Source organism: Gammaproteobacteria bacterium, assembly GCA_016765075.1.
Taxonomy (GTDB): domain Bacteria; phylum Pseudomonadota; class Gammaproteobacteria.
Window position 1 is genome coordinate 18,499 of record JAESQP010000005.1, and the last position, 12,334, is coordinate 30,832.

The window sequence follows — 12,334 nt, forward strand, 5'->3', positions numbered from 1 at the left end:
AAGGTATAGAGCGATGGAAGATGACACCAAAGAAAACCTGAGTAGCCGTACTACCTGGTTACGTCTGTTTTTTATGTTTGTTTTTGGCTTATTACTGGTTATTGCACTCTATGTCGCCTTCGCCGTCGCGCTCATACAGTTTGGCTTTGTTTTATTCACCGGCGAACGCGGTGAGCGTCTGAGCAACTTCGCCAGCCAGCTAAGCCAGTATATTCATCAATGTGTTCGTTTTGTCTTGTTTGACAGTGAGGAGCAACCTTTCCCATTTGATGATTGGCCTAAAGTGCAGGTGAGTATCGAAGATCAGTCATCCGAAAATAGCTCTGGTAATACTTGAACACCTGATTTTCTCTACCATTCGCAGAAACTACAACGTCATTCCCGCGCAGGCGGGAATCCATGCTATTTAACTTATGAGCAAACAGCCTTGCGTTTATATACTTGCCAGTAAGAAAAACGGAACACTCTATATCGGTGTCACTAGCAATCTAGCTCAACGTATATGGCAACACAAAAACAATCAAGCGCCAGGGTTCACCGAAAAATATAATATCTACAACCTGGTTTATTACGAATCACATGAAACCATGGCATCTGCCATCACTCGTGAAAAACAAATGAAGAAGTGGAAACGAGAATGGAAAATCAAGCTTATTGAAAAAAAGAACCCAGGTTGGAGCGACCAGTACCAGGAGATTCTTTAGATATGGATTCCTGCCTCCGCAGGAATGACGGTTATTAAGGATCAAACATCTCGGGCTTGCCAATTCTCTCTATCAGGATGACTGAGGGAATACTTGAGTACCTAATTCTCTCTATCATTCATAGAAACTACAATGTCATTCCCGCGCAGGCGGGAATCCATGCTATTTAACTTATGAGCAAACAGCCTTGCGTTTATATACTTGCCAGTAAGAAAAAATGGCTCGCTCTATACCAGGAGATTCTTTAGATGTGGATTCCTGCATCCGCAGGAATGACAAAGAAACGGACTGTCTTTTACCTCTACGCCCTAACCCCCGTAAAATACTCCGGTGCGTTATCCGCTTTCCATTTAATATTACAGCCCATACTGGCGATTTGGTTTTCAACTTGGGCTTCGCCTGCTAACACACGACGAATCGCTTCTTTCATATCTTTACCTGTCACGGCAATGTCGTTGCGCGGGCGCGCATCGTCGAATTGGCCACGGTAGACAAGCTTGCGGTTTGCATCAAATAGAAAAAAGTCAGGCGTACAAGCCGCTGCGTAGGCTTTGGCTACAGTTTGTGTTGCGTCAAATAAATAGGGGAAGTGATAGCCTTTATCTTTGACGCGTTCTGCTATTTTTTCTGGGCTATCGTCTGGGTAGTTATCGGCATCATTGGATCCGATAGCGACAATAGCGACATCATCATTATCTTTAAATTCATCGCCTAACTGAATCAAACCATCTTCGATACGAAGAACATAGGGACAATGATTACAAGTAAACATGACTAACAATGCCTTGGCTCCGGCAAAATCTTGCAGCGATTTTTTCTCGCCAGTCGCCGGCTCTAGCAATAAGAAATCAGGGGCTGCGGTGCCCAGTTCTAGCATCGTCGATACGGTACGAACCATTCTCGCTCTCCAATAACGTTAATTAAAAGATTATACCAGCAACCTGCTTATTGGTGGTTGCGACGCAGTTGCATAGCGATAAATAACGCCGCGACAATAATACCTATGCCGAGCACCGCTATCGTCGTCACTGGCGCAACGCCTATGGCTACAACGACTGCATAAATGGCCGATGCAATCAACATCGCTAAATTAGCGAAGAAATTTTGTACTGCAACCGTGCCACCAGCGCCCACTGTTTTATGACCAATATCTTGTAATACAGCATTAATCGGCACGATAAACATACCACCAGCAACACCAATCAAAAATAAAATAATACGTGTTGCGAATACCGTATCGACTTGACTAAAAATAATAACGAAGACACCCATGGCATAAGCAGCAAAACGGGCACGACGCAGGTCTTCAAGATGGAACAATTTTGCTGCCAGGGCAGCACCGAGAATAATACCTAGCATAATAAACGCGGTAAGCTCTGCGATTTTATCGGTATCGGACATCATCAAGACAGCGGGCGCCCAGGCAATCAATGCAACACGTAAGACCGCTGCCGAAGCCCAAAATAAGGCCGCACCTACTAATGCAAAACGGGCGCGACGATTGTCAATTAAACTTTTACACATCCGAGAAAATACTTGAATGTGGTTGTTTTTCTTAGCCTGAATCACCTCTAATGGCCCGATACGCATGGCGATCAACATGGATAAAACGTATAAACCCACAACAAACCATAGAGCAAAAGACAAAGACTGATTGGCTATCTTGGCGCCGACTATTGTGCCAGCCAGTATCGCCATGATGGTGGCGCCTTCTATCCAGCCATTGGCTTTGACTAGCGCTTGCTCATCGACAAGCTCTGGCAACACACCATATTTTGCCGGCCCATACATCGCTGCACCGATACCCACCACGGCATAGGCCAACAAGGGCTCTACCGACAAAATCATTAAGCCTGCGCCGATGATTTTAACAATGTTGGCGTAGATCATGACCTTTTGTTTGGCGTGCGTATCAGCATAGGCACCTACCCATGGCGCCAACACAACAAAGGCAATTAAGAAACTTGCTTGCAAGGCTGGCACATACCAGGTTTGTGCCTGCGTATGCAGCGTATTAAGAAACACCCAGGTAATCGCTGTGAAGAGGATGGCGTTATCGGCAAAGGCGGTAAGAAACTGGGCGACCAGTAATTTTCTAAAATTATTCATTGCCCTTGCAATTTGAGTTTGGCGTAACTATGCACCAGCAAGCGCTTCAATCATTTGTTTAACACCATTAAAGTCGACCTTGCCGCTACCCAGCAAGGGTATGTCTTTCGTTGTCACCACTGTTCTGGGAATACTAAGTTCAGCAATGGCTTGCTCACGGGAAAAACTCACCAAGGCACTGCGCTTGGCATTCTGCTGAGTGGTCAGTAAGACCAGTTTCTCACCCTTCTTGTCATCAAACACCGCGATGACGGCATGTGTTGCATCGGGCCATAGCTGGTAAGCCACCTCTTCTGCCGCTGCCAACGACACCATTTCACCGCCTATTTTGGCGAAGCGCTTGGCGCGCCCCAATATACTGATAAAACCATCCTCAACACTGACAATATCACCGGTATCATGCCAACCCTCGCCAAACATAGTTTTCGGTGGCACTAAGGTTGCGGGCTTATCGTGTAAATAGTAACCGAGCATGATATTGGGGCCTTTAACATGCAAACGGCCTCCGTTATCGACCCCTTCAACCTCTTCTAACTGGTATTCGATTTCTGGCAGCAAGCGACCGACTGTACCCTCTCTGTAAGCTATCGGTGTATTAACGCTTAATACAGGGCTGGTCTCAGTTACACCATAACCTTCCAAAATGCGTACACCAAATTTATGCATCCAAGTATCGCGTGTCTCATCACGCAGTTTTTCTGCGCCGGCGACAACATAGCGCAGCTTATAAAAATCATAAGCATGCGCATGTTTTGCATAACTGCTTAAAAAAGTATTGGTGCCGAACAATACCGTTGCATTAGTGTTATAGGCTACATCGGGAATAATTTTGTAATGCAATGGTGACGGATAAAGAAAGGTTTTCATGCCCGATAACAAGGGCAATAAGATGCCACCAGTCAAGCCAAATGAATGAAACATGGGCAAAACATTAAGCACAGTATCGCCAGGGCCAAAGTCGATACGCGCTGCAATCTGAGCGGCATTGGCAACGATATTTTTGTGTGACAACACAACGCCTTTGGGCGTGCCTTCTGAGCCCGAGGTAAATAAAATTACAGCAGGATCATTGGCAGACACCTCTGGGGTATGCGCTGCTATCGCTGCCCGTGGTCGGCGCGACTGCCAAAAACCTCGTAATTTATCGACAATATCTATCTTGCTGGCTTGATCTTCAAGATAATGAATGGTGACATGTTGTTGAAGCGCATCCATGACACTTGCTAGCCCCGCCACTTCAATAAATTGTCGTGAAGTAATGATGTTCTTTAATGCAGCGGTTTCGCAGGCTGAAATAATACCGCTAACGCCGACACTAATATTCAGCATCGCGGGTATACGGCCATAAGCCTGTAGAGCTAATACACTGACAATATTAGCATTGGCATTGGGCAGGAAAACACCAACATTTTCGCCTTTCGTTGTAAAATCTTTAAATACTTTAGCTAAAATAAAACTACGCATCAGTAAAGTGCGGTACGTTAGTGGTGCTCGCTTCATGTCCTCAACCATGACACGGTTCCAACCATTTCTGTCTGCTGAGTTGATGATGGCCTGCAGTAGAGTATTGTTATAGTACGAGGTCTCAAACATCATATCGGTCATGATGCGATACAGTGCGTTAGCACCGTACTCACGTTTTTTCGCAACACTCAGATGACCAGGTGCCTTAATAGTTTGAGGTGGACAAACTGTTAGGGTGATCTTAGGGAAAAATTGCAGTTTGTATCTGTCTTTTAGATAAGAAAACTTAGAATATTGTGCGCCATCAATACGTACGGGCAAAATCATTGCACCTGAGCGCTCAGCCACCATGCCAGGGCCAGGATAAATCTTCATGAGCGAACCGGTGACAGTAATGCGTCCTTCCGGGAAAATAACGACTTTATTATTTGCTTGCAGCTTGCGTATCAGCGCCTTCGTCGACAGCGGATTGTCACCATCCATCGGAAATACATTTACCAACCTCAGTATCAAACTGAATTTTTTTGCCCATTGCGTATCAATGGCGAAGCTGATGCGATCAGGTAAAAATACTGCTAATAATAGTCCATCAAGTAAGGATGTGTGATTGGCAACAACCAACACACGTTCACCTGCCGACTCATAATTCTCTAAGCCTTTAAGTTCGACGCGGTAAAGTAACCGTAATAACCATTGCAGTGATACTTTAAGCAAGCGCATGCCTGTCTCCCTAACTACGATCTTGGTCGATCAATATTATCGAACATGAAACCTGATAAATAGGTTTGAATAAGCGTTCGCGCTAATGAGCGCGTATCATAATGCGCTTGACGACGTAGATGACTGCTAGCATTAACAACGCAAATACCATGAACTGCACTCCATAATGCGCGTGCAGCTAGTGCAATTTCTTTACTATTTCGTGTCGGCGCTAAACGGGTAAGTTCATTTTCTACTAAGATAAAGATAGCTTCAACAATATTGTCAATTCCATCATCGCTTGCCTTGTCGTGGCGACGAGATAACAGTTGCCAGCGTCCAGGGTATTGCTCTGCCAAGGAAAAGTAGCACTTTGCCAATGTAAAGATCGTGGTTTGTGGATCCACTGCATTTTTTACCGCAAACTGCATATCTAAATGAATACGTTTTAATAATTCGGCATTCACCTGCACCAGTAAATCATCGAGATTGCGAAACACAAGGTATAAGGTACCGACCGTATAACCCATATCCCGAGTGACAGCGCGGGCTGTTACGCTGATAAACGCATCATGATCGACAAGGTTTAACACAGACTGTATTGCTAGATCTCGTAGCTGTTCTCGACTGTGATCATTACGTCTTGCCATGAACCTTACGCTCAATTAAACGGTGTTTATTTTATGTCTAATTTATTGAACATTGTTTATTTTGTCAAGTACTGAAACCCATTACCCCCCATTCAGCGTGCTCATTACCCTAAATAAATCAGCTGAATCATAGTAAGGGCACCTAAAATAATAACGCTAAAGGATTTTTTGCATTGGGCGTTCGCAGTAGATTTAATTGATTTATTGGGGTTTATGCGTAGGCAATAAAAAAGGTTGAGCAGCAACCGCTGCCCAACCTTTTTGTAAGAACACCTAAGTGCTTAGAGAGCCAGTATAAAGTCTACCAAGATTTCGATATTTTCATCACTAACGCGTGGAGAATAAGGCGGCATAGCTGCCACAATCCCTGCATCAGCCCAAGCACCTTTACCGCCTTTAGCGACCTTGGTCAGTAAATACGCCTTGCCGGCAGCTTTATCATCGGCATACTTGGCTGCAACATCTTTCCAAGATGGCCCAAGTATCTTGCGGTCAATTGAATGACAAGCAAAGCAACCGCTCTTTTTGGCTAATGCGGTGCCGTCTTCCATGCTCACTGCGGCTAAACCACCTGCTGATACATCGACCATATCTTTAGCCTTATCCATCAAGCCACTGTCTTCTGCCATTTCTTTTGCAGAATCCATCATGCCAGCGCCATCAGTATCAGCCATCATTGCCTCGGCCTTATCCATTATGCCACTGTCTACTGCTATTTCTTTCACGGCATCAACACCGTCATCAGCCATTTCAGTGGCTTTATCCATGACATCGCCCGCAGCATTATCAGCGGTCATTTCTTCTGTTTTACCCATCATGTCATCAGTTATAGCTGTATCAATGGTGTCGTCCATTGCTTTTTCTGCAACTTCCATAGCTGAATCAACCGCCTGATCACCCTGCTCTTTACCTTTCATAGACTCCATCACCGCGGAAGGAGTAGATGGCACACTGCTAATCGGCTCTGATTCATTAACCTCATTCTCGTTATCACTACACGCACCCAGTATTAGGGCGGCCATAGCAATGGCTATACTCGTCTTTCTCATTACATGCTCTCCTCAGTTTTTAAATCTAACATTCCTACCATCAATTACGGCATCTATTATGGTGCTGACAACAGGCCTTATCATCGCCGATTTAACGACAACATGCAATTTGACTGGCAAGCAGAAGAGGAAATAAAAAGAACGTTGTGCCACAGCTAAGAAAATACAGGAACTTAACGTTGGTGCAGTTTTTCTAATGCCTCACGTAGGTAATCATTGCGTCTACGTAAAGTCGACTGCATCTGTGTGCCAACATTGCACTCGCGCTCAAGAAAGGCATTAAATGTGCGTTGCGCACTGCTTATTTGCCATATCAATTCATTTTGCATTAATTCGATCTCATTGACTTCAATTAGAACAGATTCGTCGATACTGCCATCAATCAACGCAATCCAATCCGATAGTTCATCGCGCACCATTCCTGATGTCGTAATAACAGTTAACACCTGGTTAAATGTACGCACACAAACGCGACCCCTCGGCCCATATTCTATTCCACGAAGGATATCAACAATTTGCTTCATGGCATCAACGACCTGTTTGAGATGATTAATCCGCCGTACCAATAATGAAATATACTGGGAGTTACCTTGAGGGTGCGTAACAGGTGTCGGCTGTAGCCCCGATTTACGAATAATACCTACTGTTACCCGATAGATATTATAATAATGTGTGTTTGAATTCAGTCGCAGAAAAGGCAAAGCGTCGCGCAAATTACGTCCGGCCTTGGTAAAGACCCTCATGCGCAGCGCCTGCAACGCATCTGACATCGCAACAATTTGGCCAATAACCGACAAACACTCCTCATCTTTTGCTGCCGGATAGCCCGTACCATCACAACGCTCGTGATGTTCAAGTACTGCCCTGGCAACAGATTCAGGTAATTCTGGGCAACTTTTTAACACCACTTGCCCGATGACGACATGACTTTGAATGGTGCGCCAATCGTTGGCATTAACTTCACCTTTTTTATTCAAAATATCAGGTGAGATATGGAGAAAGCCAATGTCATGTACTAAGCCAGAGATAAACGCAGCATAAACATCCTCTTTATCTAAAGACATTTCTCGTGCAATTAGTGCTGACAACCAAGAACTAAATAACGCTTTTTGAAATTGTTCAGGCAGACACATTTTCATCACTGTCATTTTTTGTGCAAGCACGGGTGGCAAATTCATATCTTGTATCAGCTGCTCTAATTCACGTGTAAACCGTAAATGCCGCTGCACCGCAGAAATATCACGATGTGATTCAAAAAAATGTGAATATTCGGCAAGAAAATCCGCGTTAGTCAGGCAATTCTTCACCTTGACTTGGTCTTCTAAAGGCTTTAGTAAACGATGCTGTAACAGACGCTGTGCATAACGCTCGTCAATATTTGAATGCTGACGGATCAACAATTGACCACGGCTATCAAAAATATCTTCTGTGGAAATGACACCACCACCGCCTTTATTAGCGTTGGCAAGATATCTAGCGTAAGGGTCTGGCTGACTAGTACGAAAATCAGCTATTTCTTGGGTTACTCTGGTATCAGCAGTATTTTTCAGCGCGAACTGGTTCATGTTTTTTGCGCCTGGTGATAGGCTACTTTAATTGCTATCTAATAATTAATTTTTACAGTCACTTACAATCTCCGTATCGATTTTCTGACTACCATTTAATAATTGCCAAATAACGACCGTTCATATAATTATGGCAACAAACAAACTTATGCGGCTGAGCTATTCGCCTCGCGCGCCTCTTTCTCTTCCTGCCACTTCTGAAGAATAGGACGGAACACATCCGTCAACTCCTTCGGGTCAAATTTAGGCACATAATAATCAGCGCCCACAGCATGACCAATAGATCTATTTGCATCAGCTGACAAAGAAGAATGCATTATTACCGGCACATCTTCAAATCGCGGATCATTCTTGATTCTCTTAGTCAAGACATAACCATCCATCTCTGGCATTTCCACATCAGTGAGCACAGCTGCCACATAATCTCGGATGGGTTTCCCTTCCTGCTTAGCACGCGTAGCGAGCCCTTCAAGCCGAATCCAAGCCTCTCTACCATTTTTAGAGCTAATATGTTTAATGCCTACTGCATTGAAGGCAGTTTCAATCTGTTTACGTGCAACTACTGAGTCATCGGCGAACAAAACAATGGCTTCAGTATGAAATGCTTCAATAGCATCATAGATAGACGGATCATTACCAAAGTCCCCTGTATCTGCCATCACTTTTTCAACATCAAGAATCATGACAATACGATCATCATCCAGTTGAGTTACCGCTGTAATCAAACCGCCCATACGGTTAGACATCATTGGTGGTGGTGCTTTCACCTGGGTCCAATCAAGACGCAAAATGCTTTCTACTGAATGTACTAAAACCGCCTGAGTAAAACGATTATATTCAGTAATAATCAAAATTTCTGGTGCTACCTCTGTCTCAACACCACAGAATTTAACCAAATTAATAACAGGAATCATACTGCCACGTAGACTGATCATGCCTTCTACCGAATCGGGCACATCTGGCGCATGAGTAATGTCTGTCACACGCATCACCTCGCGCACTTTAAACACGTTTATTCCATAGATCTCTGCCCGGCCCGTTCTCTTATCTTTACCCAAGCTAAAGAGAAGCACCTCTAGTCGGTTAGTACCGGCCAGTTTAGTACGGTCATCAACTGCTTTCATCAACCTTGACATTATCCACTCCTGTCCTTATGCGCCAATGACTATAGGATTAATACTCCTAGCATCTGTAACGGCGATTAGTGCGATAACTTTAAGTACAGTTAATAGACCTTTAGACAACTTACCCACCAAATAACCTGCAAAACCGACAGCACCAAGAAAAGACAGGGATATTAAGCACTAAATAGTAAGAGAAACTAGCCTGCATTTCTCACCAGAGGGCAAGATGATCACACCCCAAGACTCAGCCCCCTTGAGGGGGAGTACTTCCTCGAGTTGTCTGACGACAACCCTCAGGGCGCGCAGAGATTTTATTTTACAGTGGACTTTCTGAGACAGTGGAATACGGGCTGTATTTTCGAACAGAGAAAATTCGCTGTAAAATCACCTCGGCACCCCCTCGTGGAGCCTGCCCCGTGCTTGACACAGGGGTAAAGATCAAGCGAGAATTTGCCCTCCTGGCGAGAAATGTGGGCTAGCGACCAATGCCGCGAATCAGGGTATATCGCCATTGATCATCGGCGCGCTCAATAGCAATGTTTGAAAAGGCAATATAAGACTCTACACGCTTTGCATTAGTCGCAAGCAGACGTAAATTGATACGCTTTTCATTACTTTCACTAACCTCGCACTGGCGATTTGGGCCAGATCCAATGCAATCTAGCAATTCAATTAATACTTCCATAGCAGCAAGCTGCTGATTAATAGCTAGATTTTCGACACTGACAGAAAAGCGATAATAACTTCCATGAGAAGGGCTAAGCTCAGCCTTGCCTAAGACAATATTTTCCAAGCTAAAATAATCGCGCGCACTTGCATCATCACTATCACGTAAATACAGAATGCTAAGTGTCGCAAGCAATAAAGCGACAACCAAAATAATCAGCCATGTATAGCGTCTGAAGTTAGCAAAAATTAGCACCAACAACAGCAGCACTACCGCGCCAATTATCACACCAAAAAGCCAGTACATCTATAGACCTATGAGTATTGTTCAGACAATACCCATACTACCGTAAAGCATGCAGTTATGCTGAGATTTAAAGCGTGTTTTTCAAAATGCGTAGGCGGCGAGTTTAAACATCATCACGCCATAAGAAATTAAGTTGGACTAGTCGCTGAGAAATAATACGTGCAATATTGCGCATAAACAGATAACCAAGTTTCGGCTCTCGCTCAAACAGCATATCAAGTTTACCCTTGGCAATACAAAGCACACACACATCATCAAATGCAGATACCTTTGCAGCACGACGACGCTGTTCTATATAGGCCATCTCACCAACAATATCGCCAACGCGTAATAGCGCCAAGTGCTTATTACCATCACTCCCATTCTTTAATGGTGAACGTGCATACGACTGGATTTCGACATCGACTCGACCATCCATAATGATATAAATATCAGAACAATCGCCAGATTCATGGATTATCACGTAGCCTTTTTTGTACGTTTTCTGTAAAGAACAAGATGAAATTTGTTCCACTTGTGCGGGCGTAAAATCCGAAAAAATGGGGAAATCAGCTACTTCTTCAAAGGAAAACATTTATTTCGGAATCTCAATGCTACAGCTCAAACTATTCTTTCGGCAAACAAACCGAAACCTAAAGCCAGCACCAGTGCTTAATTAAGAAACCGCTGCTATGCCATAGATTACTGCTTGATAACCCCAACACATCAGTACTCCCCTAAAAAATACGGCGCAGAGAAAGCACAGCGATGATAAAGAAAAGAATCGTTGGTGCCACAGCGCTAAATAGCGGAGGCAAACCATAAACTAGCCCGCTATAACGTAATAATTCATTGAGCAAATGAAAACCAATCCCAATACAGGCGCCAATAAAAACATAATGACCAATACCCGCACTACGTAACGAGCCAAAAACAAAAGGGAAGGCTAGCAATACCATTACGGCAACAGTCAGCGGCGCCACGATCTTCGAATAAAGCGTTTGCTCATAGGATGGTGCCTCTATGCCATTATCCTGTAGATAATTAACATAGCGCAACAACTCAAAGGTAGAGAGCTCTTCAGGTTTAGTCGACGCCGCTGCAAGTAAAGACTTATCTGGCAAATCATGCCACAGCATGGTGCGAGCATGCTGTTCGCCTACGCCTGACATCGACAGTGTAACGACATCAACATTATTCAATTGCCAACCCTGCCTCCCCTTTTGATCAGTAACTATCGCTGTCTCAGCACGCAAAGACTGGGTCAACTCTAAGGTCTCGTCGTTAACGGTCCAAATGCGTACGCTGCCGAGCTTACCTTGCGAACCAAGTCCTGCAACGTAAATGAAATGACTTTTATCGCGCAACCAATACCCCTTACTGGTTTTTTTAAAGGCAGCATCACCCGATTGCAAACGCGATTTATACTGCTCGGCAAGCACCCCTGACTGTGGTGCCAACCACTCACCCACAACAAAAGACAGCACAACAAAAACAAAACCGATCATGCTAACTGAACCCAGTATGCGCCAAAGCGACACTCCCGCTGCGCGTATCGCAATCAACTCACCATGATTAGCAAGTAAAGCCAAACCAACTAAGGTGCCCAATAAAGCCAATACGGGAAATAACTGATACAACAATTCGGGCAGGGTTAGTACAACATAAACCAAAGCCTGCACCACACCATAATCACTCTTGCCTACATCACCCAGTTCACCAATAAAATCGATAAAAATAAACAAGGTCAGCAAAATTAAGGTGACGAATACACTACTCCAGGCAATGCTACGTGCAATATAACGATCAATTAACATCATATTACTATGCGCTTCCGATGCCACAGGCGTATGCCACTCATGCGCGCAAACAAAAAGATAATAAGCCCCAGCACAATAAGGTGTACCCACCAAAGACCTAACACAGCAGGCATTAGATCACGCCCCAACCACGACTGTGCTACGGTCAGCATATTGCTATACACCGCGTAAACAAGAATTGCGAGTAATAACCGAGAA

The 12,334-nt window shown here is 44.3% G+C and carries 12 protein-coding genes; 2 read left to right on the top strand and 10 right to left on the bottom strand.

Annotation, left to right across the window (positions count from 1 at the left end):
- The first annotated feature begins 13 nt into the window (after positions 1 to 13).
- Both JKY90_00270 and JKY90_00275 read left to right on the top strand, forming a co-directional pair.
- Positions 14 to 337 carry a DUF4389 domain-containing protein gene (locus JKY90_00270; GenBank protein ID MBL4850708.1) on the top strand — a complete coding sequence of 108 codons (324 nt, stop codon included), beginning with the start codon at positions 14 to 16 and terminating at the stop codon, positions 335 to 337.
- Between the two features lie 76 nt (positions 338 to 413).
- Complete coding sequence (locus JKY90_00275) at positions 414 to 704, top strand: GIY-YIG nuclease family protein (protein ID MBL4850709.1); 291 nt, start codon at positions 414 to 416, stop codon at positions 702 to 704.
- 301 nt (positions 705 to 1,005) lie between these two features.
- Here JKY90_00275 and JKY90_00280 read toward each other — a convergent pair whose 3' ends face one another.
- The 10 genes from JKY90_00280 to lptG form a co-directional block, all read right to left on the bottom strand.
- Positions 1,006 to 1,602, bottom strand: coding sequence for a thioredoxin family protein (locus JKY90_00280; protein ID MBL4850710.1), 597 nt, complete (start codon positions 1,600 to 1,602; stop codon positions 1,006 to 1,008).
- Positions 1,603 to 1,649: 47 nt separating this feature from the next.
- The gene (lplT, locus tag JKY90_00285) at positions 1,650 to 2,813 is read right to left on the bottom strand and encodes a lysophospholipid transporter LplT (GenBank protein MBL4850711.1); all 1,164 of its coding nucleotides are present in this window, start codon (positions 2,811 to 2,813) and stop codon (positions 1,650 to 1,652) included.
- Between the two features lie 27 nt (positions 2,814 to 2,840).
- Entirely contained in the window at positions 2,841 to 4,991 is a 2,151-nt protein-coding gene (locus JKY90_00290; GenBank protein ID MBL4850712.1) for an AMP-binding protein, read from the bottom strand.
- A gap of 20 nt (positions 4,992 to 5,011) precedes the next feature.
- The gene (locus tag JKY90_00295; protein ID MBL4850713.1) at positions 5,012 to 5,626 is read right to left on the bottom strand and encodes a TetR/AcrR family transcriptional regulator; all 615 of its coding nucleotides are present in this window, start codon (positions 5,624 to 5,626) and stop codon (positions 5,012 to 5,014) included.
- A 281-nt stretch (positions 5,627 to 5,907) separates the two neighbouring features.
- A complete protein-coding gene (locus tag JKY90_00300; protein MBL4850714.1) occupies positions 5,908 to 6,234 on the bottom strand; it encodes a c-type cytochrome in 327 nt (108 codons plus the stop codon).
- Positions 6,235 to 6,848: 614 nt separating this feature from the next.
- Positions 6,849 to 8,240: an HD domain-containing protein gene (locus JKY90_00305; protein ID MBL4850715.1), complete on the bottom strand. Its 1,392-nt coding sequence runs from the start codon at positions 8,238 to 8,240 to the stop codon at positions 6,849 to 6,851.
- 146 nt (positions 8,241 to 8,386) lie between these two features.
- Entirely contained in the window at positions 8,387 to 9,376 is a 990-nt protein-coding gene (locus tag JKY90_00310) for a chemotaxis protein CheV (GenBank protein MBL4850716.1), read from the bottom strand.
- 463 nt (positions 9,377 to 9,839) lie between these two features.
- On the bottom strand, positions 9,840 to 10,337 hold the full coding sequence (locus JKY90_00315) for a hypothetical protein (GenBank protein MBL4850717.1): 498 nt from the start codon (positions 10,335 to 10,337) through the stop codon (positions 9,840 to 9,842).
- Positions 10,338 to 10,440: 103 nt separating this feature from the next.
- A complete protein-coding gene (locus JKY90_00320) occupies positions 10,441 to 10,800 on the bottom strand; it encodes a cyclic nucleotide-binding domain-containing protein (protein MBL4850718.1) in 360 nt (119 codons plus the stop codon).
- 253 nt (positions 10,801 to 11,053) lie between these two features.
- Entirely contained in the window at positions 11,054 to 12,160 is a 1,107-nt protein-coding gene (gene lptG, locus JKY90_00325; protein ID MBL4850719.1) for an LPS export ABC transporter permease LptG, read from the bottom strand.
- Positions 12,161 to 12,334 lie beyond the last annotated feature (174 nt).

Bases quoted from the DNA above. Each gene is read 5' to 3' on its own strand.
- lplT (MBL4850711.1), bottom strand. From the start codon at position 2,813: ATGAATAATTTTAGAAAATTACTGGTCGCCCAGTTTCTTACCGCCTTT.
- JKY90_00295 (MBL4850713.1), bottom strand. From the start codon at position 5,626: ATGGCAAGACGTAATGATCACAGTCGAGAACAGCTACGAGATCTAGCA.
- JKY90_00310 (MBL4850716.1), bottom strand. From the start codon at position 9,376: ATGTCAAGGTTGATGAAAGCAGTTGATGACCGTACTAAACTGGCCGGT.
- JKY90_00305 (MBL4850715.1), bottom strand. From the start codon at position 8,240: ATGAACCAGTTCGCGCTGAAAAATACTGCTGATACCAGAGTAACCCAA.
- JKY90_00280 (MBL4850710.1), bottom strand. From the start codon at position 1,602: ATGGTTCGTACCGTATCGACGATGCTAGAACTGGGCACCGCAGCCCCT.
- JKY90_00275 (MBL4850709.1), top strand. From the start codon at position 414: ATGAGCAAACAGCCTTGCGTTTATATACTTGCCAGTAAGAAAAACGGA.
- JKY90_00300 (MBL4850714.1), bottom strand. From the start codon at position 6,234: ATGGATAAGGCTAAAGATATGGTCGATGTATCAGCAGGTGGTTTAGCC.
- JKY90_00270 (MBL4850708.1), top strand. From the start codon at position 14: ATGGAAGATGACACCAAAGAAAACCTGAGTAGCCGTACTACCTGGTTA.
- JKY90_00315 (MBL4850717.1), bottom strand. From the start codon at position 10,337: ATGTACTGGCTTTTTGGTGTGATAATTGGCGCGGTAGTGCTGCTGTTG.